This window comes from Thorsellia anophelis DSM 18579, from assembly GCF_900111395.1.
Classification (GTDB): domain Bacteria; phylum Pseudomonadota; class Gammaproteobacteria; order Enterobacterales; family Thorselliaceae; genus Thorsellia; species Thorsellia anophelis.
This window is the reverse complement of sequence record NZ_FOHV01000036.1, coordinates 1-26,901: the sequence shown is the minus strand read 5'-3', so window position 1 is coordinate 26,901 and position 26,901 is coordinate 1. Positions and strand designations below refer to the sequence as shown.

Here is a 26,901-nt window from a genome sequence, read left to right as displayed (position 1 = left end):
ATTGCATTCTCATCAGGAATTTTGACTTCAAAATTTCCATCTTTATCAAAGATCCCTGGTAATTCACCTGGTAGTGGATTCGGTGCAAATACTAACGTGTCATCAATCACACCATCGCCATCACGATCGATACCAACAATGACTTTGTCATCAGGTTCGCCTTTACCTTTGATGGTCGGCGTACCTGTACTTATATCTCCTGTATTCGGATCGCGCCCTTCTATGACCACATCTTCAAAAGCTGGTGGTGGTTGGGTATCTACGGTGAAGTTCCATATTTTCGTTTTAGGTCCTTCATTACCATAATCACTTACCGCAGCTGCTTCAAATGTATGCTCACCATCTGTAAATGCTGATTCTGGAGTGTATTCCCATATACCATTTAAGACTTTAACTGTGGCAACCAATTCACCATCTTGATAAATATTAACATTTTTAACACCTACCAATGACTTGCCTGTAAATGTCGGCTTGCTATCATTTGTGAATCCATCACGGCTAATATATTCTTTATAATTTGGATCTTTATTTTCTTGACCTGCTATTTCAACATCATCGACTAATCTTAATGCTTCAGAATCATTTTCATCAACTAGTGGAGCTGTATTTAAGGTCGGATCAAAGAATATTTCATATTTAGGGCTAACAGCACTGACATCACCTACCATATCAACAGTCGTAACAGTATATTCATTATTACCCGCATAGGCATTTAACGCAACAAGGCTCCAACTACCATCTGTTTTAACCGTTGTGCTACCGACTAATTTACCAAAATTATAAAGATTAATGATATATCCAGGTATTCCTGTTCCTGATACATAAGGCGCGGGGTCATTAAAGAGTTTCCCTTCACGGGTCAAAATATCAGTTTGAACACTTCCAACTGTATCGAATATTTCTGTAATAACTGGCACGTCTGGAATCGCAGCTAATACTTTTAAAGAAAAAACTTCATTACTACTGTTAATTAACTCGTCATTAACAAGATCACGGGACTCTGCAGTCACGACTTTAGCATTAAAAATATACTCGCCATCTTTAAGTGATTCAGTGATAGTAAATGCCCATTTTCCATCAGAACCAACTGTGGTTGTGCCTTTTTTATCTCCGTAACTGATTTCAATTAGGTCACCAGCTTTACCAAAACCAAATATCGTTGGTTTTGTGTTATTTGTATAAGCTTGCTCACCTAATTTGATAGTTTGATTGCCAGATTGATATTCAGCGCCCGCTATAATTAAAGCACCTTCTGGCACTTCGATGTTGATAACAAATGCGTCACTAGGCTCACTTCTATCGCCAACCTTGTCAATTTGCACGGTTGTGAATTTATGTTCACCATTTGCTAAAGGCGAACTTGGAACAAAACTCCATTCCCCTTGTGTATTTGTTGTCGCTTGACCGATCAATTGACCGTTATCATAAATTTCAATTGTTGTATTAGGGATCCCTTTACCTTGTAAAATAGGAAGCGAATCATCTGTTGTCGCATTTTGAGTTAATGCACCTTTCTCTGTACCTTGATGATCTAACACAGTTTCAAATTCAGGAGCATTTGGTATGCCGCGGTTTAGCTCGATATTCCAATCAGCTGTCGTCCACTTACCTCCAAGACCATTATCCATCGATGCTGTGATGGCATACTTTCCATCCGCAGCAATATCATTGCTTGTAAACGAACTAAATCCACGAGCAACAGGAGTTATACCATCTAAATTAATGGGTAATTCCCAATATCCAAGCTCATTTGCTTGCACAATACCAACTTCGATACCATTTACCATTACTGAAACAGTTGTATTTGGTTCAGCACTTCCTCTTATAAGCAATTCACCTGACTTCGTTAAGTCATTTGGATTAATGATGTCATAAGACTCACTTGCATCGCGTACAGAAATTAAAGCAACTTGAGCCGGTACCGGACTATAGAATTGAAATTCAAAAGTCGGTGCATCTGAGAGTTTAAGTTCATTCCCACCTTTTGTCACAGGAACTGCATGTAAGGTATAGGTCCCTGTAACGTAGTTATTAGGTGGATCGAATGTCCATTGTCCATTAATAACTGTTGATTCGCCTAAAAGGACCGTTTGTCCAAATGGATTAGTCGCATATATTTTAACTGTTTGAATATTACTTTCCGCGTTACCACTTAGCACTGGAGTAGCATCGTCAGTAATTGCACCCGCCTCAATTTTACCTTTATTGCTACCTTCATTAGCGGTTAACGTAATTTCACTTATGAAAGGATTCTCTTTTGTTGGAATTGAGGTATCAACATTCACCTCAAAGATCGGAGAAAGGTTACCTTCATTCCCACTAGGATCAGTGATACTAAATTGAATATCATTCTTACCATTATTCAACGTAATATCAGTCTCACCAAAATCCAATTCCCATTTCCCATCTTTACCAATCACAATAGGGTTTGTTAGTGTTTGCTTTTCACCATTTATGTAAACATTGATACTTCCGCCTGGCTCACCTTCACCATAAAAAGTTGGTTTTTCATCATCTGTAAACTCACCACTTTTGAAAGTGCCTTGCACTTCCCCCACATTATCGTAAGCTAGATCATTCACTACTGGTGCCGACGGCTTTTGGGTATCTTTAACTTCATTATCATCTTCTATAGCATAAAACCAAGTACCTAAGAGTACTGCACCGACTCCGACAATCGCAGTTATGATTGCTGCATCATGATTTGAGCCTTCAAAAAATGTTAAATCTTGCAAATTGACCGTAATAATTTGCCCATTAAATTCGGCAACAGAGCTTTGTCCGACCTTAAGCTCGCTAATCGCAGCTCCATCAGCAAGTACTAATTCAGTCACCACACCTTCACTCGTTACGGCAGCAATTTTAGGAGGATTAGTGAGTTTAAAATATCCTTCCAAAATAGCAACTTCTAGTGGATTTTCACTAAGGATAATTTCTAAATTATCCCCTTTTCTTACAAGTTTAATGGTTTTCTTTGGTAAAATGTAAGGCTTTTGGTCTGTACCGAACATGACCACATCACCATTCGTAACGCTAAAATGGGAAGTTGCATTTACTGTATGTGAACTTGCAGTTTTAGTTTCTGGATTGGTAATAACAATTTTTGTACTAAGCATAATGTTTCCTTATGATTAACTATTATCGTTGTATTTTGTTTCTGAGATTGATTTATACGTTTAAATAAATATAAATATAAAAGTACCAACACAGCCAAATTCTATTTATTTTATTAAGGTGACAATGATTCAATTGCAGATACTGCCCATTGTTTACTTATCATAAAATAAATAGCACTTAGCTCTTTCGATACAATATAAATACTCTTAGTTTCAACTTAAAATGTAATATTTTTAATACTCGCAACTATATCTATTTACATCGTAACGACTAAATTACACAAAATCAACAATAACTATGTAAAATATTTCATATATTTATATTTAATTACAGATGTTGTTTATTAGACACATATTCACAACTTTAAATTCACATAATAAATATACCAACAAAAAGCAATACACAACAAAAACCCACAATTAAATACTAAATTACTGATAAAAATAACAATAAATAAAAACAAGCACACAAAAAAAACCAAAAAACACAAAAAACATGTTTCCTTATACATAATTAACATTCAAAAATTACAGTTATTAACAATATTTAAGTTGAACTAATCCATAACAACTAAAATCAATAATAAACCTATACATTAATCTTCATTGAATTAAACCAAGCTTAATTATTTAATTCACCATAGAATAAGAATATTAAATTAAATTATTTTATTAATTTAATTTAATTTAATATATAAATTATTAATACTCATAAGTACAAATTTAATTTATTAAGGCAAAACTAATTACTTTTTTTAACACATTGAAATAAACCAGCCATTTCAACTTTTATTTCTCACTTGCTCGTATTTTCCTCATTGGCTTCTACATTATTTTTAATTTTATTTTCTTTTGGCAACAGCAGACTAAAATTGATACTCAACGTCATACACAATCATCTCTTTCCCCATCATAGTGAAATTATTTATTTGGTTTTAGTAACACTTGCTAGCACACTTAGATGCATAACAAAACCAATTTAGCTGTCTATATTTAAAGAGGTGTATTTATGAAACATATTTATCTTTTCTGTTCAGCAGGCATGTCAACAAATATGTTGGTAACTAAAATGAAACTTGCAGCTAAAGAACAACATCTAACTATTCATATTTGCGCATTTTCTGAATCATTGATCTCAACGAAAGCAGAAGATGCAGATATCATTTTACTCGGCCCCCAAATTCGTTACCTATTAGATGACATTTCTCATAATTACCCGAATAAACCCATAGCGGTGATAGATGCCTCTATTTATGCGAAGTTAGATGGCAAGGCATTACTTGAAAGTGCCCTTGCTAAAATTGATGAGATAAATGTCATGACCAAAAATTAACTTTCTAGGTTTTATTTAATCCTTACAACCGTATTTGTTAACTTTCAATCAGGAGCATTCAATGAAAAAAATCACGATCATGTTAGTATGCGGCGGCGGGGCAAGTAGCGGATTTTTAGCTCAAAGCATGCGTAAAAGTGCCCATAACAAATCAATTGAGGCAGAAGTGTTCGCACGTTCTGAAACCGAAATCAACCATTACATTGATGAAATCGACGTCTTACTTATTGGCCCTCACCTTTCTTATCTTGAAGAAGATATTTTAGAAAGAGTAAAAGGAAAGAACATCAAAGTGAGTGTTATCGATAATTTTGTCTATTCTACACTCAATGGTGACAAAGCAATTGAAGCAGTTTTAACCTTATTAGGAGACTGATATGAGTGGAGTCCTTAAATTTGTTAATGATAAAATCGCGCCTGCTGCTAATAAATTCTCTCGTAATTTATGGGTAGGCAGCCTTCAAGATTCGGTTATCGTTTCAATGCCACTTACTTTAGTGGGCTCAGTTATTACAATGCTGCTTATTTTACGGGATTACTATCCAAGCTTACCTGATTTCACACCTATTCAGCAGTTCTCTTTTGGATTAATTGCCCTCATTATTGCATTCGCTTTTCCTTATTTTGCTATGCAGAGAAAAAAACTTGATAACAAGAAGCTACTTGCTGGATTTACGAGCCTAGCAATTTTCTTTATGTTTGTTAAACCTACCATAGAAGATGGGCAATTTTCGTTGCCAATTGACTCTCTAGGAGCCAATGGCATGTTTTTAGGTATGCTATCTGGACTACTGAGTTGTCTCGTTTTTATGACGCTCGCTAAATTTTCATTTTTTGGTAAAAATAGTGCAATACCAGATTATATCGTAGCTTCATTTGATGCTTTCGTGCCTATTTTGGTCGCGTTAACACTTTCTTGGTTAATTACATTTGTTTTTGGTGTTGATTTTTTTGCATTATTAACCGCTCTTTTAAAACCCTTAACCCATTTTGGTCAGAGCTATTTTGGTTTGCTGGCGTTTATATTTTTCTCTTCAGTGCTCTATTCTTTTGGTGTGAGTACCTGGTTGCTATACGGACTATTTTATCCTATCCAATTAGCCGGCATTGCAGAAAATACCGCTCGTGTAGAACAAGGATTAGAGCCTCTTAATATCCATACTGGGGAAGTCATAGGTGGATTTATCAGTATTGGTGGGATGGGCGTTACCTTACCATTAGCATTTTTTTTACTCAAAAGCACATCTGAGCGTTTAAAAGCAATTGGGAAAGTCTCTGCGATTCCAAGCATGCTTAATATCAATGAACCCATCATTTTCGGTACGCCGATTATGCTAAACCCGTTAATGATGATCCCATTTTGGCTAAATGCATTCATTATTCCAACAATTGTCTACTTCACCTTAAAATTTGGCCTGGTTGATATCCCAACTCATATCTTTAATTTATGGTTTGTTCCAACACCCTTCCAAGCATTTTTAGTCAACAATGATTGGCGCAGCTTTATCTTGCTGGCAGTTGTTTTAATCGTCTCTACGGCTATTTGGTACCCATTTTGGCGAGCATACGATCAGCAGCAAGTCGCATTGGAAAAAGAACAGGCTGAGAAACAGGCTGCCTAACTGATAACTTAAACTCAACATACTTTAATGTGATACAGCAATAAAATCAGCAAAAATGATTTCAGTTGTCTTACTACACTTTAATAAGAGGTCAATATGTCAAATACGAATGATGAAAACGGCGGTTTAGATAAACTCACATCCGTTTCTATGGAAATTATTATGCATGCAGGCACTGCTCAAAGTCTATTAATGCAAGTCGTAAAAGGGTTATCAAACAATATAGAAGAAGCTGATGCACGAGCAAAATTAGATGAAGCGAAACAATCTATCTCATATGCTCATAGCACCCAAACTGACATAATCCAAGCAGCAGTTGGCGGTGAGGATATTGGTTATTCACTGCTGTTTAATCATGCACAAGATACCCTAATGATGGCTCAAGCAGAACATGTATTTGTTACAGCCATGTTAGATGTTTATTTAAATTTAGTCACTCGTATTGAAAAATTGGAGAATCGCTGATGAAAATTATTATTGAGAAAGATTATGAAGCTATGAGTCAACACACTTGCCATATATTACTTGGTCATATGTCTCAGGCTAAACGAGTAAATGTCTGTTTGACTGCAGGCAGAACCCCTAAGCGTATGTATGATTTCTTGGTTGAATCCGTTAAAGATAAATCTTATTATCGAAATGTGCACTATTATAGTTTCGATGAAACTCCTGTGTTTACTCCGGAAGGTGTGAGAATCAAAGGGGACAACCAATCGCAACTTGAAGCTTTATTCTTTAAGCCTGCGAATATTGCACAATCACACTCTCATTTTCTCTCTGAAACAAATTATGAAACATTTCCACAAGAAATTGAACTTGCAGGTGGCTTGGATCTCATGTTAGTTGGAATAGGAGAAGATGGTCATATCTGTGCGAATATGCCTGAATCTACTCAGTTTAATCAACTCGTGTATGCAATCAAATTAACTGATGAATTTCCTTGGAATGCCGAATACCAAAAAAGTTTAAATGGAAATTATTCTGACTATATGTATACACTTGGCGCTAAAAGCATTCTAAAAGCCAAACACCTCATCATGATTGCTAACGGTGAAGAAAAAGCAGATATTTTAAAACAGGCCCTAGAAGGTCCAATTAGTGAAGCGATACCCGCTTCTATGATTCAACTTCATCCAAACTTAACTGTGATAACAGATGATAAAGCAGGTGCAAAACTCACACTAACCAACCTTGGATAGTGTGCAGGATAATCTGCATACTCTAAAGTACGCATCTTTGTTATCTTGATAAGTAAATCGATCCTAGCCATTTAAAAGTAGAGTCATTTAAATGGCTAGTTGAGTACTTTATCTTTGAACTATAGACGCAAAGCGAAGCAATAGTCTAAAATGAAAAACCATGCTTCTTTAATATTACCTAGGTAAGGTTCATGTCTTTTAGAAATTGAAAATAATAAAAATTATGTTGAGGAAAATTTCATGCTTGCTTTAACAGTGACGATAACTGATCCCCTTGGCATCCATGCATTAGTTATCAGCCAATTGATTGGACTAATTGACGCATTAAACTGTGACATTGCCATCAAAAAGCAATCTAATCAACCTTTGAAGGAGTATCCTAATCCAAGCGAATCATTTTATACTGATTCAATTAACCAGACTAATTTACGGGATTTTTTTCTAGTTTTAAAATTAAATATTTGCTATCTAGATACTGTAGTATTTGAGTTTAGTGGTCCAGATGAGGATGAAGCAAAAGAACTGATTTCGAATTACTTTATGCAATAGCTGCTGAATAATACTAGCATCTTAAAATTCAGTTAACTTTATGGTAGGTGGATTCGCCGCATTTAAATAAACAGACAAAACAAAATTAATATAATCAATTTGTTAATACACCCTTCTGGATATTGGTAAATTTAACTAAAACAGAGCCAGATACTTAATTGCTTATATTAAAATAACTAAAACTCATATAAGTAGGACTCTATCTAATCTAAACCAAAAGAATTTTTAAGTTTCTCATTTATGCGCATTTAACAGGCGAACAACACAACAATACAATCTATTGAATTCTATTAAGTATAGAGGATTGAATGAATACCAAACTCATCCAACTCATCAGCACCATATCTAAATTTGAACCACCTGTGACCGCGAAAAAACTTGGATTAGCATTAAATGTCTCACCCAGAACCATTAAGAACTATGTCTCTGCCATCAACACTAAATATGCAGGTATGATTAAAGCAACTAGCCAAGGTTATGAACCTGATACACATGCTATAAAATCATTTTTAGCCTCTCAATCACCTATAGTGAGCATGAATAGTAATGAACGCGTTAACTGGATTTTGACGACATTACTCAAAAACACAGGACCAGACAAAATTAAAATTGATATTGATTACTTTTCGGAACTGCTCTTCATTAGTGAAGAGAGTATTAGAAAAGATCTATTTGAAGTGAGACAAAAATTACAACATTATGATTTACATCTTGTCACTGAGAATTCATCTTATACTATCCGGGGAGAGGAACTGAATAAAAGAAAATTATTTTCTACCTTACTCAATCAAGAGTTCAGTGCAAACCTGTTTAATTTCACATCGATTAAAACCTTTTTCCCAAATTATGATATCGATAACCTCTCAATCATGATTATTGAAAAATGTAAGCTTTTTGGCTACAGCATTAACGAATATGCATTGCTTGGATTAATTATTGATATTCTCATTTCAATTGACAGGATAAGCCTTGGTAAACAAATTGATGTACAACCAACTCACTGTCCTGATCTATTTGGTGAGCGTGAAAAAACATTAGCCACTGCCATTTTATATGATATTGAATCACTCTTTTCAATTAGCTTTAACCAAGCAGAAATATTTGAATTCAACGCGATATTAGCAAACTGTCTTTTAAGGGTGGATTATCAAAATATCGATCTTATAACGGTCAATCAAAAAATTGGGCAATCTTGTACTCAATTAGTCAATATTTTACTTTCTGATATAGAAGCTTATGACTTTATAGACAGTAAAAATCCAGATTTCATCATTAAATTCTCATTACATATCAATCAGCTCCTATTGAGAATTCAGCAAAACACCTTTACTAAAAACCCTATTACCCAACACATCAAATTTAGTTGCCCCTTAATTTTTGAATGTGCAATTGATATCGCTAGTCGTATCAATGAACACCTTAAATTAACGATTTCAGAAGATGAAGTTGGCTATATCGCCTTGCACTTAGGCAGTATGCTCATAGAGCAAACTGGTAATAAAATTAGATGCATACTCATCTCCCCTGCTTATCATAATACCAGTGAAAAACTCATTACAAAGCTCTCTACTTATTTCAATGATAGCATTGTTATAAGTGGTTTTTTCTCTTCTTTTGAACAGGTCAACCTACAGTATAATGAACAATATGACTTAATTATCTCAACCCTACCGATTCCAAATCATGCTATGACCGATAGCCTTGTGATTAATCCCATTGTTAGAGATAGGGATATTTCACAAATCAAATTCAAATTAGACCGCATGATGCTAGATAGAAAAAAGGACAAAATCATCAACGATTTACTTAAAATTTCTACTCCAGACCTCTTCTTTATTAATCAGAAGATGGACTATAAGTTTGAAACTAAAAAAGATGTGATCATTCATTTAACCACAGAGATGATTCAAGCTGGCTGTGTCAATTCAGACTTTCAAGAAGCTGTTTTTGAAAGAGAAAAAAATTACAGCACAAGATTTGGTCAAATCGCTGTCCCTCATTCGATGAAAATGGATGCGATTAAAACAAGCTTATCGATTTGTATTTGCCCGAAACCAATCAATTGGGATGAAGGTGACGTTAATTTGATTTTACTGTTTGCAATTGCAAAAGAAGATAGAATGATTTTTTATGATATTTTTGATAATTTGTTAGTGCTATTGCTTGAGAACCAAAACCTACTCACAATCTTACCTAGCCAAAATTTTAACGAGTTTATTCAGAATATGAAAGCAATCATCTGAGTTATCAGAAATCACATTCTCTTGATATTAATTCTATTAGCTTATGAATTAAGGCCTAACAAATATAAAATTAGGCCTTAATTATCACCTTAAGAAGCTGAAACGATTAATCCTAGGATCAGTAAAAATATCGGAAGCATCATCTGAATGACTAGAGAATTCAGAAACAACAGCACCATTTTCATGCGCTTGAAACCAATGCTTAATATTAGGCATGATCGTATATTGTTCTCCAGGTTTTAGAACTATTTCGTTAAACACTGAATAGTATTCTTCACCATTTCTAGGCGGGGTAATCTTACAATGTAATGTCGGATTACCCTCAACAAAAAGGCTGACTAAACCATAGCGGCATCTGAATGTTTCTTGTTTGCCAGGCTCAGCTCCTCGATTAGGATGTCTGTGCTCAGGGCAAGTTTGATGGGGCAACAAAATGAGCTCTTTGGCACAATACCTAGATGTATTAATATAAGTATGCACAATCAACCCAATAGAAACAAAATCTTTGAGTCCAAAATCGGCACATTCAAGATTATCTATTTCAGCAGGAGTTAGTACAATACCCGATTCTGATAACAATTGATTTATGTGTTGTTTCAAAGTCCCTCCCTAGCCAAATCTAGGCAATTGAATTATAGACATTCCAACTTTAGACCCTACGTCATCTTGAGCACTAGGATACCAAATTCTACAAATTTAGCCATACTGTTCGACTAAATGACTTAGATATCGTTGATACGAGGTTTCATATTTCGCAATGTTTTCTATGATAGGCTCTGCACGCGTATCTTCATCTAATCCTACAAATCCGTCACAAATTTCAGCTAAAGACATTTTATTTCCGATTGAATGTTCATAAACCCATTTAGCTTGGATTGCGCCTCCTAAAGCAGCAGCTTCATGCTCAAAAGGGCAAACAACCGGCGTATTCATTACGTCCGCAACCATTTGCCTCCAAACTGGATTTTTGGATCCTCCACCAATTAAGCGGATTTCAGTTGGGATGATTCCTTCTTGCCTAAATATATCTAATCCATATCGAAGTGTAAACGTTGCAGCTTCAGTTGTTGCACGTATGATATTCGCTTGAGTGGCATTATCATTCGTTAGTCCTAGTAATGCAGCAGTTGCATTAGGTAATGCAGGCACTCTTTCTCCATTAAAAAAAGGCAAAAGAGTAATACCCTGTGCACCTGGTTCTGAATGAGATAAGTACTCAGTAAAGGTATTGATATCTATTTTAAACAATTGTTGCATTAAGGTCGTTGAAGCGGTGACGTTCATTGTACAAATTAATGGTAGCCATCCATTACTACTTGAACAAAAATTAGCAAGCAAATCATTACCACTTTGCATAGGAGTATCGCTATAAGCATATAGGGTCCCTGATGTACCTAGACTCATTGTTACAATGCCAGGTTTAATATTACCAGTACCAATTGCCCCCATCATATTATCCCCACCACCTGATGCAACAAGCGTATTAGGTGAAAGCTCCATGATTTCTGCAACTTCAGGTTTTAACTTGCCAATAGGTGTATTTGCTTCAATCAATTTTGGTAAGTTTTTCTTGATTGATAACCCAGGCGCTATATGACTAAACAGCACTTCATCATATTGTCTCGTTTTAACATTCAGATACCCAGTACCTGAAGCATCCCCGTATTCACTTACAAATTGCCCTGTTAACCAATAATTGAGATAATCGTGCGGTAACATAATTTTATCGATTTTGGCATAGCTTTCAGGATGATTTTTTTTAAACCAAAGTATTTTAGAAGCTGTATATCCGGTTTGAAGCATGATACCAATTTGAGACATAACGCCCTTTGCTCCGCCCATTAGTTCAATTATCTCTTGATTTTCAGAGGCTGTTTCAGTATCACACCAAAGCTTAGCTGGATGTAGCGGGTTATCAAATTTATCAAGTAACACCATGCCATGTTGTTGACCTGAAATACCTATCGCTTTAATTGTACTTAAATCAATTGTAAGACCTTCTTTCGCTTGGTTAAACGCGCTTAAAAATGCCTCTATCCACCATGAAACTTGTTGCTCTCGTCGGCCGTTATTATCTGATATCATGTCATGCTTAGTGTAGCCACTTCCCACAACACAATGAGTACGTGAATCACAAATAAGTACTTTTGTACCTTGAGTACCACAATCTACGCCTATAAACATATTCTATCCTTAATCAGCGGATGCAATTTAATCCGCTTAATTGTTTAAAACTCTATTTGAACTGTATAACGGTTTGCTTTGCACCTTGGCTTTTTAACATTCTTAAGGCCTCTTGATAACACTCCACAAAATAAGCATTATCAATTAAATCGCCAAAAACATTTCTGTTTCGAATAAACGCGAGTTCATCTGTCTCTTGTGTCGCTGCAATTGCCATTAATTCATCTTTAAGTCTATCAACAACTACAATATCATGACCTTGTTCATCTTTACCTTCAGCATACCTAGCCCAAGATGCAACAACCGCTACTGACCGTTTTATTGCTGGGTTAGCCATAGCTAATTGCTCTCTAATAACAGGCAGTAACCATTTTGGGATTCTATCTGAACTTTCTGCACATAAACGAGCTAGCGTGTCTCTTACTTCTGGATTAGCAAATCGCTCTATTAATGTACGTTTATAGGCATGCAAATCAATTCCTTCAATCGGTCTTAAGGTGGGCGTTGCCTCTAAATCCATATAATTTAACAAAAACTCAACAAAATCAGAATCACTACACACTTCATGAGCATAACGATAACCTGCAAGATATCCAAAATACGTGAGTGCTTGATGACTTGCATTTAATAAGCGCAATTTCATTAGCTCATATGCCTCAACATCATCAACAAGTTGAGCACCTACTTTTTCATAATTAGGTCGCCCACTTGTAAAATGATCTTCAATTACCCACTGGCAAAAAGGCTCGCACACACTAGGAAAAGCATCATTAATTTCAAATCTGTCTTGAACCATTTGAATATCATCAGGTGTAGTAACTGGCGCAATTCTATCAACCATAGAATTTGGAAAAGCAACATTGCCTTCAATCCAATTGCCTAAATCTAAGTCTTTTGCCTTAGCATAAGCGACAAACATTTTTTTAGCTACATCACCATTGCCTTGAATATTGTCACAGGACTGAATAGTAAAAGGCGCTAGCCCTTTTTGACGTCTTAAAGCTAATGCACTAGTAATTAACCCAAATGCACTCTTTGGTTCATCACTATTAAGATCATGAATGATAGTTGGATTATCTAAATTAAATTCACCTGTCACATGATCAAAGTTATATCCACCTTCGGTAATTGTCAAAGAAACTATTTTTACAGTCTCACTTGCCATACACTCTATAACGGCTTTGGGATTATCTGGCGCAAAAAGATAATCCACTATCGAACCAATCACTCTAGCTTGGTAATGACCATCAGGATGTTTAATGACCATTGTATAGAGGCAATCTTGTGCTTTTAGTGCATCGCGCATTTTCACATCGCTTGGCATCACACCTACCCCACAAATACCATAATCAAATGCCTCACCTGCATTAAGTAAGTCATCTAGATACATCGCTTGATGTACTCGATGAAAGGCACCCACACCAAAATGAACAATCCCAACCTTCACTTTTTGTCTATCATATTTAGGTACTTCAACAGAAAGTTGTGACAATGATTGATTCGATAACGTTATCATAAAATTATTCCTTATTTTTTGGATTTAAGACTTTCAAGCAATACAGCTAAAATAATGATTAGACCTTTTACTACTTGTTGATAGTTTCCAGATATTTTCATCAAATTCATTAGGTTCGAGATAACACCTAATATCAGCACACCAATAACAGTGTTAAATACATTTCCTCTACCACCCGCAAGACTTGCGCCACCAACAACTACCGCTGCAATTGCATCTAATTCAAATGATTCAGACATTACAGGAGAACCGACCCCTGTTCTTGATGTGGCGATGATACCACCGATACCACACGCCAGCCCACTTAAAGCATAGACCGCAAATTTATAACGTTCAACTCGGATACCTGCAAATCTTGTTGCTGTTTCATTTGAACCAATTGAGATGACTAAACGACCAAAAGTTGTTTTCTTGTAGATGATATGCGCTAAAATAGCAAAGGCAATAAATACATAGACTGGTAACGGCAAGCCTAAGAAATACCCTTCTCCAAAAGATTTAAATCCAGCATGATCGATAAACACAGGCTGGCCTTTTGTTACTATTTGAGCAATCCCACGAGCAATTGTCATCATCGCAAGGGTGGCAATAAAAGGTGCTATCCTAAAATAGGAAACTAACCCGCCACTTATTGAACCAATTATGGTTGCTATTGACACTCCTGCAAATAAGGAGAGCAATAAACCAAAATTAGGCATTAATAGCGCAACTACAACCGAAACAAGCGCCATCATTGACCCTACCGATAAATCTATCCCACCTGTCAGAATGACAAATAACATTCCCAAGGCAATAATACCTAATGGTGCACTTTGCCTAAGTACATTAGTAATATTCGCAATTGTAAAAAATTTATCAGATAAAATACCTGCTACCGCAAGCATGAGCACAAAAAAGATAATCGTTGAATAATCAGCTAAAAAGCTTAGCCATTTTTTACCACCTGAATCAGATGCAGGTACTGTATTTTTTTGAGTTAGTGTTGTCATTATTCTGCCCTTTTAACGTTTTGGAATACAAAGTCTCATAATATTCTGCTCAGTCATCTCATCACCACTTAACATCCCTGTCATCTCACCATCACACATAGTATAAGTTCGGTGACACAGACCAATGATTTCTGGCATTTCCGAAGATATGACGATAACGGCATATCCCATCATTGTTAGATCTTTAATGACGTTATAGATTTCTGCTTTAGCTCCGACATCAACACCGCGCGTCGGCTCATCCAAAATCAATACATCACATTCAGTATTTAGCCATTTTGCAATAACAACTTTCTGCTGGTTACCGCCACTTAAGCTAGAGATAGGGTCTTCAATTGAGCCTAATTTAATTTGCAAACTTCGTTTTAAGGTTTCGCTCAATTTTGTTTCAATTTGATGAAAAATAATTCCTATACGACTGCTGGTAGTTAAATTTGCAAGCGTAATATTTTCCCTAATAGGTCTAGATAAAATCGCACCCTGTTCTTTACGGCTTTCAGGCACCATACCTATCCCCTCTTCTATTGCATGAGCGGGATGCCTAATTTTTAACACCTTTCCTTTTTTTCGAATAATTCCAGTTTGCATGTCATCTATGCCAAACAGGCATTTTGCGATTTCCGTACGCCCTGAACCAACCAATCCAGCCAAACCAACAATTTCCCCTTTTTTAACCGTCATATTGATATTTTTGAGCAATTTCTTGGTGCTAAGATTTTCAATTTCTAAGACCACTTCATCAGTAGGTTCACCTTTCACAGGGAATAACGCAGTCATTTCCCTACCAACCATATTACTGATAATGTCATTTTCCGTGCATGTTTTAGGGTCAAGTTCAGTTACCGTTTCACCATCTTTAATGACCGTAATAGCATCGCATAACCTGAAAATTTCTTCTAAGCGATGAGAGATATAAAGTATTGCCACACCTTTATCTCTAAATTCCCTTAACTTTTCAAAAAGAAGCTCAATTTCCCGCTCAGATAACACTGCTGTTGGTTCATCTAAAATAAGTACGCTGACATTCTTTGCAAGGCACTTTGCTATCTCAACCATTTGCTGATAGGCAACACTTAATTTACCAACTGAATCTTTTGGATCGATTGCAAAACCTAATTGATCTAAAGCAGCCTTAGCATGGCTATTCATTTTTGATTCATTAATCATAAAACTGCCAAAGCCTAAGTCACCTAAGAACATATTTTCTGCAACGGTTAAATCTGGACATAGGGCTAACTCTTGATGAACAATACCTATTCCTTTCTCTAAACTTTCTTTTGGTGACCTAAAATTGACTGACTTGCCATGTAGCAGCATTTGCCCGCCATCTTTTTCATGAATACCAGAAATCACTTTCATCAGCGTTGATTTCCCTGCACCATTTTCTCCAATCACCGCATGGATAGATCCCTTCTTAACATTGAGATCAACATGCTTTAATGCATGTACTCCACCAAATGATTTTTTAATGCCTTTCATTTGAACCGCTAATTCAGACATAGGAAACCTCTTTTATTGTCATGCCTCCTAGCTACTAGGAGGCGTTTACCTAATAATAATTGGACGTTAGATTAATAAAGAGATTTTGGATCAAAAACATCTTTAGCATTATCTTTAGTGATAAGAACAGGTTCAATATAGACATAGTCTGGATAGTCTGTTTGACCTTTGTTATAACTCACAACGATATCTAAAATTGTATTGGTCAGTGTATTTGGATTGTTTGACGCCGTTGCTTGTAGCTCTCCACTCATAACCGCTTCAATGCCTTTACTATAACCATCATGAGCAAAAACTTTTACTTGGTCTAGCTTATTAGCAGCTTTTAGCGCTTGAATCGCACCAAGTGCCATATCATCCATTTCAGTATAGACACAGTTAAGATCGTCATTAGCAATGATCAAATCTTCCATCGCTTTAAGACCACCTTGCTGATCCCAATTTCCCCAACCTTGGCTCAATATGGTTAAACCTGTTTGGTTATATTCACGTAATTGAGCTTCCATCACACCACGCACAAAGTTAGTCCTGCGTGCTTCACCCACTAAATTGCCTTGATTTCCAGAAATAATGACGCATTTCATTTCATCCTTACCAAATTGCTCAACTGCAAACTCACCAATTTTGATGTTATTAACAGCATTGTTAGCTTGAACACGCGTCACAACTGGTGCACTTAGAGAGATATCACTATCTAAAATGAAGGTCGGCACACCTTTTGCTTTTGCCATTTCTGCAATACGAACCCCTGCTGCAGGATCTTGTGGATTCAATATTAAGTAATCGATATCTTGAGATAACATATCTTCAACATCTGCCATTTGCTTACCAATATCACCACGAGCATCGGTTGTAATAAGCTCTATGCCTTTTTCATTTGCATGAATTTTCATATATTCAGTCAAACCATTAAAAAAGGCACCATTTAGTGTTCTATTTGAAAATCCAACTGTAATTTTATCGTCAGCAAATGCAGAGAATGCTGAAGCAGTTAAAGTACTACCAATCAATACTGATAAAATAATCTTTTTCATAGTTGCTCCCAAGGTTTCAAATGAGTAATTAATGTTTATTTATGTTATCGCTAACATAAAACATATCATAATCGATCATTCACCATTAAATTGTGATCTAGCACGCAAATGTGAATAATTGACCTAAATCAGCATTTAAATAGATAAATAGGATGAATATATGTGCAATCGATCACAAAAAATGATATAAACTATGCCATATAACATTTTTTATCATTACATTTAATCGGTGCTACCATGACTAAAAAGCGCATCACACTTGCTGATATTGCTAAAAAAACAAATTTAAGCTCGATTACGATTTCAAGAGCATTTAGCTATCCAGATAAAGTCAATCCAGAAACCCTTGAGATTGTTTTAAAAGCTGCAGCGGAGCTAAACTACATACCAAACCGCGCGGCAAGATCACTAAAAAGCCACCAAAGTAAAATTATTGGTATTGTCAACCCAAATATGAGCAATCCTTTTTTTGGGCAAATTACAAGAGAAATGGTGATGAAATGCCAAGAGCAAGGCTATGACGTATTAATGTTCGATTCATATGAATTAGCTGAATTTGAAACAAAAGCGATTCAAAATTTAATTGAGTTTTCAGTTGATGGTATTATTTTATCGACCATCTCAAGTGATGTTGACTATCAGCCAACATACTTTGATAGTCTGAAAAATAGTGATATACCCGTAGTATTACTTGATAGAGAAATTGAAGGGGATCATGCTGGTGTTTATATTGACAACCTGGACAGTGCTTATCAAATTGGCCAGTATATTGCAAAACGCCATGCTAAAACTCAAAGGATAGACATTATTGGTGCATCCGCTATTTCAATGGTTTCTAATAACCGCATTGCAGGATTTAGAGCCGCTCTTTATGATTATGATATTGCAGTACATCATGCTGATTTTGAAATGCAGCTTGCTTATGAGAAAGCTAAATCACTATTAGATGAAGATAGCTATAACAGGGTATTTGTGGGATTAAACAACCAAATCACGTTAGGAATCATCAAAGCTATTATAGAAAATGGACTAAAACCTCAAATTGATGTGGTTGTCTATAGCATTGATGATGTGCCTTATTCAGACGTGTTTGGGATTAATATCCCTTGCATGACTCACAATCTCAGTGAAATGGCATTTCAAGCTGTGAATATGATAATTCGGTTAATTAATGGCGAACAGTTAAATGATAGCAAAGTTATCATTAGAGGTATTTTAAACACGCCTAAATCAGGCTTAGTTTAAAGTATCAGTTAATGCTGAGCACATATTACAGGCAATAGACAGAATGATTTTTTATTGCTTTTAGTTTATTCAAGATTCGTATAATTAGCTTTTAGTTATTTCAAGTCAATCATACGAATCAAGCAATTAATAATACTCACCGTAGCCGCTAGATTTTAATATCCGAATCCACGTCCCATTACATAAGTATTTACGCCATTTAGCCATTGCTACAATTACCCGATAAAGCCAATTTCATAGAAGAGTCACTTATAATCTCTTTAGCCTCATCAGTACTTACCTCTTCTAAATTAGCACCACCAACAAACACGCCCATTTTGATATACTGTCTAATAAAATAAAGCATGCCTTTTTCAGTATTTAAAGTCAAAATATTATCTGAAAATTCAGATTCAGTAGCAATTTGATGAGTCTTATCGCCTTCGACTTCTACATAGAAAAATGTATTTGGCGCCGTTTCACCAATACATTTGCCATCTATCCGAATGTCCTTCTTCAACGCCATTCCAAATAAACTGTCTCTAAAAAAATAAATACCAGCCATATTTTCACTCGGTGTTTTAAACGTTTTTGCTTCTTGTGTTTTCACTGCGTCTTGAGTAGGCACAGTGGCACATCCTGTCAAACACAACCCTGAAAATATTAAGCTTAAAACTACTATAAATCTTAATTTCATATTACATTTCACTTTAAATAATATATAGACTGTCAATGATTGTTAGAAAAATCCAAATTCAAATCTGCCCTTTATCATAAAAAACACATAATTCACATCTATAAGACTTAATTCATATTCAACGCTATTTTTGTGAATTACGAATTAGCAGGTGTAGGCACTAAGTCAAATACACAAACAACACCATACTTAACTGTACCATTACTCCAGCTAGTTCCAGTGGTATTATTAATGACATAACGACCTAATTGTCCAGATTGCACTGTTGGTTCAGTTACCCAATACCAAGTTTGATTCCATCCCGATACATAATTACCATTTTCATACGTAGCAGTAGCATAAGAACCTAAGTTTCCCCATTCATTAAATACACCACGCCCAACTGACCTTACCCCAGCAGCGGTCTTAGGTAAAAATTGTTTAGTAATATCATTATTTGGGAAAGTTGACCAATGCATTATAAGGGATGTATCACCAGATCCCCACCAAGGCAGTGCATCACTAAATTGAGAAGTGTATTCATTTAGTGCAGGCAATCTATAATCTTCCTGTGCACAAAATACATCAGGGTTTTCAAAAGGGCTCTTTTGTTGATCTATTGTACCTGTTTGCCTATTAGTCGTATTATAAGGCCAAAACTCATTCGGCATGGGTTGCACGAACCCACCGACTATAGGTGCACTTTGTGCTATAGGCGCTAGACTTAGCATTATTGTAGCTATTGATATACTATAAGCTATCCGCTGTATTAAGTTAGTTTTATCAACTTTAATATCATTTGAATTTAATGTAAACATCTTATTTAACCTTATCATGATTAAACCTCTACTAATTTATTTAATAAGCATTACCCAATAAGCATCTCTTAAGGCAGTATTTAAACGTAAAACTTATTATACGAACCCATCTAGGCGAATAATTTACTATTCCAACTTTAGGAATCTGACTTTCTTAAACCTAACATCAGTCAATAGCACAAGAATCTGCCGTATTAATTTATACAACTTGCAACAGGTTATTTTTTTATAAGTACTATAAGCCGTGACACTCAGCAGAGAATATTGCTAAATAACCCACACCTAAAATTTAAATATATTTCATTAAGCTACCTACAATACTTGGCTACAAACCAAGCTCATCCTTATGTAACTTTCATCGGATTAATTGTAAGCATTTATTACATATTAGCAAGATTAATTACATAATTTTATATACATAGCTCACAAGCATTAAGTAGATCGATAGTGACTGACTCCATAATATGCGATTTTAAAGACATCAACTAACTTGAACGCCCTCAGTTTTATTAATAAACTGCATAAAAATAGGCTACATACATAAATTCAATGCATTAAAATCTATTCATTTACCCGATTAAACACCTATTGTAATTTACTACCCCTCAGAATATACTGTATATAAAAACAGTACCGCTATATGGAAATCACTCAATTCAATATTTCAAATACCAAACAATTTTAAACATCTCTATTTTACTAATCGGAGCCACAGCATGCAGGTTAAACTCATCGGCCAAACCGCCGCTCATTTACTAGATGAAAATAAACTTATTATATTACCCTTATTTTTATCCAAGGTGAGTGCTGGGTTTCCTTCGCCTGCACAAGATTATATTGAGCAGACATTAGACTTAAATCAGCTGTGTATACAACACCCTGCGGCCACCTTTTTTGTACGAGTTGAAGGTGATTCCATGATTGAGGTGGGTATTTTTCAAGATGACATCTTAACTGTTGATCGCTCTTTAATTCCTAAGCATGGTGAGATAGTCATAGCATGTGTGAATGGAGAATTTACCGTTAAAGAGTTATCTTTAAAACCTACTATTGCACTGATTGCTCGTAATAAAAAATATGCACCTATCTATTTAAAAGATGGAGACAACTTAGATATATTTGGTGTTGTCACGAATGTAATAAGACGGATGAGAAAACAATCATGATAAATAATACATTAACAAGATAATAAGCCATTGTTTTACAATATTATTTTTCACTTAAAAACTTCAAAGTTGACAAGCCAAGGTAATCTATTATGAGCCAAACAACTTTTGCATTAGTCGATTGTAATAATTTTTATGCTAGTTGCGAGCGACTTTTTAGACCTGATTTAAAAGATAAACCAATTGTTGTGTTATCAAATAATGATGGATGTGTCATTTCACGCTCTAAAGAAGCAAAAGCTTTAGGTATAAGGATGGGGATCCCCTTTTTTCAGATAGCGCCTTTAATAAAGCGTTATGATATAACTTTATTTTCGTCTAATTATGCTCTATATGCAGATATGAGTCAGCGAGTAATGCAAACTCTAGGAAATCTTTCTCCTCGTATTGAAGTTTATTCAATTGATGAAGCCTTCTTAGATTTAAGTGGCACTCATTCACTTTTTGATATGCAAATCTTAGGTGAAACAATCCAGAGCAAGATTTTAAAAGATATTGGCTTATCTGTAGGAGTAGGGATAGCTCCCACTAAAACGCTTGCAAAGCTAGCAAACTACGGCGCCAAGCATTATCCCAAAACAGGTGGTGTTGTGGATCTCAGCCTAAAGAGGCGCCAACACAACTTAATGAAAATCACACCAGTCTCTGAAGTTTGGGGGGTTGGTAGACAATTATCAAAAAAATTGGCGTTTATGAATATTAAAACTGCATGGGATTTAGCATGCTCAAATCCGGCAGAGATACGCCGATTGTTCTCTGTTGTACTTGAACGTACAGTGAGGGAGCTCAATGGTGAAAATTGTTTATCATTAGAAGAAATTGCTCCTGCCAAAAAACAGATTATCTCTAGCCGATCTTTTGGCGAGCGTATTACTAATATTGAATCAATGAGAGAGGCTATTTCTAGTTATGCATCTAGAGCTTCGGAAAAATTGCGTGCTGAAAATCAACTCTCAAAATTTATGAACATCTTCATCACCACAAGCCAATTTAACCCCAATACCCCCTATTATGCAAAATCTCAAAGCGTACAATTTATCACGCCTACAGATGATACTCGTATCATCCTTACAGCTGCTAATCAAGCATTAGAAAGAATTTGGAAAGATGGTTTTGCTTATGCTAAAGCAGGTATCATGCTCGCTGATTTTTCATATAAACATCAACAGCAACTCGATTTTTTTCATAATAACCCTAATAGTGATAAATTAATGAAAACAATAGACACTATCAATCAAAAAAGTCGCCATACGCTTTTTTTTGCAAGCCAGGGAATTGAGCAGCATTGGGGTATGAAACGAGACTATTTATCACCAGCCTATACCACAAATTGGAAAGATTTAATGAGCGTGAAATAAGGTATATTAAATGATGTGTAAATGGCTGCTGATAAAGCATGATAAAATTAGCCTCTTCAAACCACGATTATTTTGCATAAATTAAAAAAACTTGTACCTTATACAAATCAAAACTAACACAATCAATTTAATGATTGACTACCTGAAAATTAAAAGCAGTCAATCTAAGGATAAACTTTATTACAACACAATAATACTATGCACAATAACAATTAAAATCGGTAACCTAATGCGATACCAAAGACCCAAGGATTGATCTTTGCTTTACCAATTTTATCGCCATTTAGTTTCACATCAGATTCTATACTAATGTATCTAACATCAGTATTAACATGCCAATTATCATCGATTCGGTAATTCAAGCCAACTTGCCCCGCAACCCCAACTGAATTTTCAATCGCTAAATGTTCGCTTGCTATTGCTTCTGTGGTTTTGGTATCAAAGAAATTAGTGAAATTAACACCAAGACCAACATAAGGTTGAAATTGTGGATGCTGAGTAAAATGATATTGTACACTTAACGTTGGTGGTAATTGTTTTGTTTCTGCAATTTTATCTCCATCTAATGAGATATCATGTTTAAATGGAGCGGCCACTAATAATTCTACACCAATCTCTGGGGTAACCATATAAGCAACTGTTGCATGTGGTCTGAAGCTATTATCTGCATCAAGTTTTCCGCCGCCAGTGATAGTACCGTTATCAGATTGAGGAACCACTGCTGCAACCCCACCTTGAACCAGCCAATCACCTGCTTCATAAGCTAATAAAGAAGTATTTGGTGCTAATACCATTACACTGATTATGGATAATTTTGTAATTTTTTTCATACAACCTCTGCTTCATTCATTTTAAACAACCGTGTATTAATATGCATGATACGCCAATAGTAAGTTAGATTGATTTTCCAATACCATGCGATGTCATCAAATCAGTGCAAGAAAAACAAAATCAAGCAGTCGATTTAACTATTGTTGTATTATTGTTAAGAACAAAAAGGTGGTGTTGATTTAAATCAATTAGTTAAACCCCTATTAACAAGACACCATAGATATTGATTTAAATCAAGGATAGCTCCCACCTATTCCCAACAATAACAATGACATGAAAACAAATAAAACCATAAAGTGGAAACCAATTAAATTAACACTATCAAGTTAAATTCATAAGACAGCATTACATTAAACATACCTTTTGAGTACAATCAACTTCTGCATGTTTTTACGTATCATAGTAAATTTAGGTTCAATAAACATCGCATGTTCTAATTCCCACGATTTTGCTTTTTTAGCTTGCTTAAATGAATAACTTAATGTTGTTCGATTAATCCTTAATGGTTTGCTGAATTTTCGCCATTGACCATTAATCTTCAAAAACTGATTATGAAACCAGTCTATTGAAAAGCTATGTTTATTCTCTCTGAGCTTAACCTCTAGAACGCCCCATTCACTCATGGATTTACATTGCCTGATTTGGTACTCTAATATCCGATGATCATTGATAATGATTTCAGCTTTTTCTTTAAGCCAAAGTACCTCTGCTTTAATTTGCATTTCAATCTGCTTGTGAAAAGCATTCATTTTTGTATCTAGTAATTGATTAAACACTTGATACTCATTTTTTCTATCTGATTCACTTTCTCTAAAATTAAGCATTATCTGTCCTTTTCATAATATAAAATAAAGAACCCTTCATACTAATTAAATAACCAACTGAATGATTAAAATAAAACTTAAAAAAATCCAATAATTTCAAAAATTTTAACATTAATACTAAAATTCAGTCTTAAAACTCCTGCTAGGATCAATCAAATATAAAATATATGCTTTCAGTTATTTATCAGCAGCTTTAATCAAATCAGGCTAACATACTAACTTTTAAATATTATTGACTTTTAAGCTATAAATATTTCTTAAACTATTATGCATACTCATGATGCTATACAATACTCAAGATGGAATGATTATCGGGCTAAACTGATTTTTCATCCAAATACTGAACAATAAATTATTGGGTCTTAAGAGCAATATACAAACTAAGACTCTAACCACACTAGGTAAACTTTAAAAGCAAGGAAACAAGTTAAGGCACCCTTATACGAATGTGACCTAAGATAAACTGTTTGAATTACGAGCGGGTATGACGAAGACGCTCTTTGCTTTTGCAAAAGGGAAACGAATTCATACCTTACATATCCATTTGATAAAAAATGTAAAAATCACAAAAAAACAAAATAAAATTGGCAATAATACAATTACAGGAATTAACAAATGAAAACTAAAAGCATCTCTTATTCTAAAGTTAAAGAAAAAGCTTTGATGAATGATGAAATATTAAAGTGCTTATTTAGTTAAAAAGTAAAAAAGCGATTGATTTATATGAATTAAAAACCAGCTCTTAATAGCAAACAAGTAGTACACACAATCAGTATTATACAACCTGAAGTGAGCAAGTTAGGAAGAAATACCACTAAAACAAGCGAAGACCTGAGCGATACGAATTAGTTTGCCCTGCAAGCATAAAATTTATTTTAGAAGAGTCACATCAATAAGATTTAGTTATCGAAATTTTATTGACGGTTAGGTGACTATATAAAGCGCATATGCCTTTAAGTAGGAATCAAAACATAAAAACAAGAAACCAAATTTAACAGCTCTCAGCCATGGCTTTCTAAATTACTCTGAGCTTTTTTAGGTATATCAATAATAATATGCAATCCTGTGTGACCATCGGTTCGATTAAGGATATCAAAGCGTCCTATATGGGCTTTAACTATTCTTTTAACTAAATTCAAACCGATCCCCCACCCTTTATTATTATAAGTATCAATAGATTCAAAAGATAAGGATAGATATTTTATTTTATCATTATCCACTCCTGCACCGCTATCAATCACTTCTAACCTGATACACTCTTTATAAGAAGATACTCTTACCAAATTATGATTCGAAAAATAAGCATGCTTTTTAACATTATTGAGTAAATTTCTGAGCGCTATCTGTAATAGACCAGCATCAGCCTCCACATTACACTGTTTTGGATACTCCCAAAATAAAGTGTTTTCAAATGACTCATCAAACTCTTCACGTAAAGGTTCTATCAAAGATTCAATTAAGTCAATAGTGGCTAATCTTCCTGTTAATATTTTCTCTTCGGTTCTAGATAATTGAAATAAAAGTTCAATAGACTTCATCATTTCATCAATACGGTCAATAAGCTTAAGCGCATTAAGATCAGTTCTTGCCATTAATTCCAAATGAATTCTAAGACCAGCTAAAGGCGTTCTGAGTTCATGAGCCACATCAGAAGTAAATCGTCTTTCTTGTTCAAATCTAGATTTTATTTGCAAAAATAAATGATTAATCGTTTCCTTGACCATGGTAATTTCGCCTGGTGGCGTATCAATTTCAATTGGCTTAAACAGCCTAAAATCATTATTTTTTAAGTGCCTAACTAATTTATCTAAGGGTGAGGTTAATTGCATAATCAAAGAGTAAACAATAATAATCGAAACGAGAAGAGAAAATCCTGTAATCAAAAAAATAGATACAACAATCTCTCTAATTTCGTGATTCACTTTTTGCTTTCTATCTTTATCTGTTAAATCACTATTAAGCATTATTTCTATATGTTCAATGCTTTCATGCCAAATTGTAATGGCCGAAATCATTTGAGAGATAAAAATTACAGCAACAATCCCACACAATAATTTAGTCCTAACAGAATTCATATCACTGCCTCAAATAAATAAACTAACATCACTCTAATCGGTATCCTTGTCCTCGAATTGTCACTATCGAATGTTTCCCTAATTTCCCCCTGAGATTATGAATATACACCTCTAGGGTATTTGAGCCAAACTCGTCATTCCAGGCATACATATCACTTAATAGCTGCTGGCGTGAAACGATCTCACCTGCCCTTAAAATTAATCGATGAAAAATAGCAAACTCACGCATAGTCAGGTTGATAGTAGTATCATTCATCAACAATAGCCGTTTGCTGACATCAAGATTAAAATTCTTATGTCGAATTACATTACTGCTTTGCCCTTCCGAGCGTCTAAACAATGCCCTTACCCTTGCAAATAGCTCTTTTAATTCAAATGGTTTAATAAGATAATCATCAGCACCTGCATCTAACCCTATCACTTTATCATCAAGTCTATCTCTAGCTGTCACAATTAAAACAGGTAAATTAATACCAGATGCTCGGAGTTTTTTAAGTGCATCTATCCCAGAACCATCAGGCAAACCAATATCTAATATTAATAAACTATCCTTCTTTCCGCACTATATTTTATAATTATTTCTTAGGTTAAAGAAATGGTCATTTTTTAACCTCCCTATATATTGACTCGTAGGGTTCGCCTAA

The 26,901-nt window shown here is 34.9% G+C and carries 23 protein-coding genes; 10 read left to right on the top strand and 13 right to left on the bottom strand.

Annotation, left to right across the window (positions count from 1 at the left end):
• Nucleotides 1–3,116 (bottom strand): Ig-like domain-containing protein (locus tag BMW37_RS13315; protein ID WP_143047661.1); only part of this gene is annotated, 3,116 nt, incomplete at its 3' end.
• A gap of 1,009 nt (nt 3,117–4,125) precedes the next feature.
• On the opposite strand from BMW37_RS13315, the gene BMW37_RS13310 reads away from it, so the two are divergent.
• The 7 genes from BMW37_RS13310 (at nt 4,126) to BMW37_RS13280 (ending at nt 10,062) form a co-directional block, all read left to right on the top strand.
• Nucleotides 4,126–4,449 (top strand): PTS sugar transporter subunit IIB, encoded by a 324-nt coding sequence (locus tag BMW37_RS13310; protein WP_093322104.1) that lies wholly within the window; start codon nt 4,126–4,128, stop codon nt 4,447–4,449.
• Nucleotides 4,450–4,510: 61 nt separating this feature from the next.
• Entirely contained in the window at nt 4,511–4,825 is a 315-nt protein-coding gene (locus tag BMW37_RS13305) for a PTS sugar transporter subunit IIB (protein ID WP_093322102.1), read from the top strand.
• 1 nt (nt 4,826) lies between these two features.
• Entirely contained in the window at nt 4,827–6,071 is a 1,245-nt protein-coding gene (locus tag BMW37_RS13300; RefSeq protein ID WP_093322099.1) for a PTS sugar transporter subunit IIC, read from the top strand.
• A 96-nt stretch (nt 6,072–6,167) separates the two neighbouring features.
• Nucleotides 6,168–6,536: a PTS sugar transporter subunit IIA gene (locus BMW37_RS13295; RefSeq protein WP_093322096.1), complete on the top strand. Its 369-nt coding sequence runs from the start codon at nt 6,168–6,170 to the stop codon at nt 6,534–6,536.
• On the top strand, nt 6,536–7,270 hold the full coding sequence (locus BMW37_RS13290; RefSeq protein ID WP_093322094.1) for a glucosamine-6-phosphate deaminase: 735 nt from the start codon (nt 6,536–6,538) through the stop codon (nt 7,268–7,270). The genes BMW37_RS13295 and BMW37_RS13290 overlap by 1 nt, the downstream gene beginning before the upstream one ends.
• Nucleotides 7,271–7,510: 240 nt before the next feature.
• A complete protein-coding gene (locus tag BMW37_RS13285; RefSeq protein ID WP_093322091.1) occupies nt 7,511–7,819 on the top strand; it encodes an HPr family phosphocarrier protein in 309 nt (102 codons plus the stop codon).
• A gap of 308 nt (nt 7,820–8,127) precedes the next feature.
• The gene (locus tag BMW37_RS13280; protein WP_093322088.1) at nt 8,128–10,062 is read left to right on the top strand and encodes a BglG family transcription antiterminator; all 1,935 of its coding nucleotides are present in this window, start codon (nt 8,128–8,130) and stop codon (nt 10,060–10,062) included.
• An 84-nt stretch (nt 10,063–10,146) separates the two neighbouring features.
• Here the strand turns inward: BMW37_RS13280 and BMW37_RS13275 are convergent, their stop codons facing one another.
• From BMW37_RS13275 to BMW37_RS13250, 6 genes are all read right to left on the bottom strand, one after another.
• Entirely contained in the window at nt 10,147–10,662 is a 516-nt protein-coding gene (locus BMW37_RS13275) for a D-lyxose/D-mannose family sugar isomerase (RefSeq protein ID WP_093322085.1), read from the bottom strand.
• A 96-nt stretch (nt 10,663–10,758) separates the two neighbouring features.
• Nucleotides 10,759–12,246, bottom strand: coding sequence for a xylulokinase (gene xylB, locus BMW37_RS13270; protein WP_093322083.1), 1,488 nt, complete (start codon nt 12,244–12,246; stop codon nt 10,759–10,761).
• Between the two features lie 52 nt (nt 12,247–12,298).
• Nucleotides 12,299–13,762 carry a mannitol dehydrogenase family protein gene (locus BMW37_RS13265; protein ID WP_093322080.1) on the bottom strand — a complete coding sequence of 488 codons (1,464 nt, stop codon included), beginning with the start codon at nt 13,760–13,762 and terminating at the stop codon, nt 12,299–12,301.
• An 11-nt stretch (nt 13,763–13,773) separates the two neighbouring features.
• The gene (locus BMW37_RS13260; RefSeq protein ID WP_093322078.1) at nt 13,774–14,751 is read right to left on the bottom strand and encodes an ABC transporter permease; all 978 of its coding nucleotides are present in this window, start codon (nt 14,749–14,751) and stop codon (nt 13,774–13,776) included.
• 12 nt (nt 14,752–14,763) lie between these two features.
• Nucleotides 14,764–16,251 carry a sugar ABC transporter ATP-binding protein gene (locus tag BMW37_RS13255; protein ID WP_093322075.1) on the bottom strand — a complete coding sequence of 496 codons (1,488 nt, stop codon included), beginning with the start codon at nt 16,249–16,251 and terminating at the stop codon, nt 14,764–14,766.
• A 71-nt stretch (nt 16,252–16,322) separates the two neighbouring features.
• Complete coding sequence (locus BMW37_RS13250) at nt 16,323–17,285, bottom strand: substrate-binding domain-containing protein (protein ID WP_093322073.1); 963 nt, start codon at nt 17,283–17,285, stop codon at nt 16,323–16,325.
• A gap of 237 nt (nt 17,286–17,522) precedes the next feature.
• On the opposite strand from BMW37_RS13250, the gene BMW37_RS13245 reads away from it, so the two are divergent.
• Nucleotides 17,523–18,530 (top strand): LacI family DNA-binding transcriptional regulator, encoded by a 1,008-nt coding sequence (locus BMW37_RS13245; RefSeq protein WP_093322070.1) that lies wholly within the window; start codon nt 17,523–17,525, stop codon nt 18,528–18,530.
• A gap of 199 nt (nt 18,531–18,729) precedes the next feature.
• Here BMW37_RS13245 and BMW37_RS13240 read toward each other — a convergent pair whose 3' ends face one another.
• Together BMW37_RS13240 and BMW37_RS13235 are read right to left on the bottom strand one after the other, a co-directional pair.
• Nucleotides 18,730–19,137, bottom strand: a complete 408-nt coding sequence (locus BMW37_RS13240) for a DUF2846 domain-containing protein (RefSeq protein ID WP_245711075.1) — start codon at nt 19,135–19,137, stop codon at nt 18,730–18,732.
• A 206-nt stretch (nt 19,138–19,343) separates the two neighbouring features.
• Entirely contained in the window at nt 19,344–20,003 is a 660-nt protein-coding gene (locus tag BMW37_RS13235; RefSeq protein ID WP_093322064.1) for a hypothetical protein, read from the bottom strand.
• A 716-nt stretch (nt 20,004–20,719) separates the two neighbouring features.
• On the opposite strand from BMW37_RS13235, the gene umuD reads away from it, so the two are divergent.
• Together umuD and umuC are read left to right on the top strand one after the other, a co-directional pair.
• Entirely contained in the window at nt 20,720–21,169 is a 450-nt protein-coding gene (gene umuD, locus BMW37_RS13230; RefSeq protein WP_093322062.1) for a translesion error-prone DNA polymerase V autoproteolytic subunit, read from the top strand.
• A gap of 92 nt (nt 21,170–21,261) precedes the next feature.
• Entirely contained in the window at nt 21,262–22,527 is a 1,266-nt protein-coding gene (gene umuC, locus BMW37_RS13225) for a translesion error-prone DNA polymerase V subunit UmuC (RefSeq protein ID WP_093322059.1), read from the top strand.
• 212 nt (nt 22,528–22,739) lie between these two features.
• On the opposite strand, the gene BMW37_RS13220 is transcribed toward umuC, so the two are convergent.
• From BMW37_RS13220 to BMW37_RS13205, 4 genes are all read right to left on the bottom strand, one after another.
• On the bottom strand, nt 22,740–23,357 hold the full coding sequence (locus BMW37_RS13220) for an OmpW/AlkL family protein (protein WP_093322057.1): 618 nt from the start codon (nt 23,355–23,357) through the stop codon (nt 22,740–22,742).
• Nucleotides 23,358–23,708: 351 nt separating this feature from the next.
• A complete protein-coding gene (gene mobI / locus BMW37_RS13215) occupies nt 23,709–24,182 on the bottom strand; it encodes a conjugative transfer protein MobI(A/C) (protein WP_093322054.1) in 474 nt (157 codons plus the stop codon).
• Nucleotides 24,183–25,183: 1,001 nt separating this feature from the next.
• On the bottom strand, nt 25,184–26,257 hold the full coding sequence (locus BMW37_RS13210; protein ID WP_093322051.1) for an ATP-binding protein: 1,074 nt from the start codon (nt 26,255–26,257) through the stop codon (nt 25,184–25,186).
• 28 nt (nt 26,258–26,285) lie between these two features.
• Complete coding sequence (locus tag BMW37_RS13205; protein ID WP_281241272.1) at nt 26,286–26,795, bottom strand: winged helix-turn-helix domain-containing protein; 510 nt, start codon at nt 26,793–26,795, stop codon at nt 26,286–26,288.
• Nucleotides 26,796–26,901: the final 106 nt, after the last annotated feature.

Excerpts from the sequence above, each read along its gene's own strand:
- BMW37_RS13310 (WP_093322104.1), top strand. The coding sequence starts at position 4,126 with ATGAAACATATTTATCTTTTCTGTTCAGCAGGCATGTCAACAAATATG.
- BMW37_RS13305 (WP_093322102.1), top strand. The coding sequence starts at position 4,511 with ATGAAAAAAATCACGATCATGTTAGTATGCGGCGGCGGGGCAAGTAGC.
- BMW37_RS13300 (WP_093322099.1), top strand. The coding sequence starts at position 4,827 with ATGAGTGGAGTCCTTAAATTTGTTAATGATAAAATCGCGCCTGCTGCT.
- BMW37_RS13295 (WP_093322096.1), top strand. The coding sequence starts at position 6,168 with ATGTCAAATACGAATGATGAAAACGGCGGTTTAGATAAACTCACATCC.
- BMW37_RS13290 (WP_093322094.1), top strand. The coding sequence starts at position 6,536 with ATGAAAATTATTATTGAGAAAGATTATGAAGCTATGAGTCAACACACT.
- BMW37_RS13285 (WP_093322091.1), top strand. The coding sequence starts at position 7,511 with ATGCTTGCTTTAACAGTGACGATAACTGATCCCCTTGGCATCCATGCA.
- BMW37_RS13280 (WP_093322088.1), top strand. The coding sequence starts at position 8,128 with ATGAATACCAAACTCATCCAACTCATCAGCACCATATCTAAATTTGAA.
- xylB (WP_093322083.1), bottom strand. The coding sequence starts at position 12,246 with ATGTTTATAGGCGTAGATTGTGGTACTCAAGGTACAAAAGTACTTATT.
- BMW37_RS13265 (WP_093322080.1), bottom strand. The coding sequence starts at position 13,762 with ATGATAACGTTATCGAATCAATCATTGTCACAACTTTCTGTTGAAGTA.
- BMW37_RS13260 (WP_093322078.1), bottom strand. The coding sequence starts at position 14,751 with ATGACAACACTAACTCAAAAAAATACAGTACCTGCATCTGATTCAGGT.
- BMW37_RS13255 (WP_093322075.1), bottom strand. The coding sequence starts at position 16,251 with ATGTCTGAATTAGCGGTTCAAATGAAAGGCATTAAAAAATCATTTGGT.
- BMW37_RS13250 (WP_093322073.1), bottom strand. The coding sequence starts at position 17,285 with ATGAAAAAGATTATTTTATCAGTATTGATTGGTAGTACTTTAACTGCT.
- BMW37_RS13245 (WP_093322070.1), top strand. The coding sequence starts at position 17,523 with ATGACTAAAAAGCGCATCACACTTGCTGATATTGCTAAAAAAACAAAT.
- BMW37_RS13235 (WP_093322064.1), bottom strand. The coding sequence starts at position 20,003 with ATGTTTACATTAAATTCAAATGATATTAAAGTTGATAAAACTAACTTA.
- umuD (WP_093322062.1), top strand. The coding sequence starts at position 20,720 with ATGCAGGTTAAACTCATCGGCCAAACCGCCGCTCATTTACTAGATGAA.
- umuC (WP_093322059.1), top strand. The coding sequence starts at position 21,262 with ATGAGCCAAACAACTTTTGCATTAGTCGATTGTAATAATTTTTATGCT.
- BMW37_RS13220 (WP_093322057.1), bottom strand. The coding sequence starts at position 23,357 with ATGAAAAAAATTACAAAATTATCCATAATCAGTGTAATGGTATTAGCA.
- mobI (WP_093322054.1), bottom strand. The coding sequence starts at position 24,182 with ATGCTTAATTTTAGAGAAAGTGAATCAGATAGAAAAAATGAGTATCAA.
- BMW37_RS13210 (WP_093322051.1), bottom strand. The coding sequence starts at position 26,257 with ATGAATTCTGTTAGGACTAAATTATTGTGTGGGATTGTTGCTGTAATT.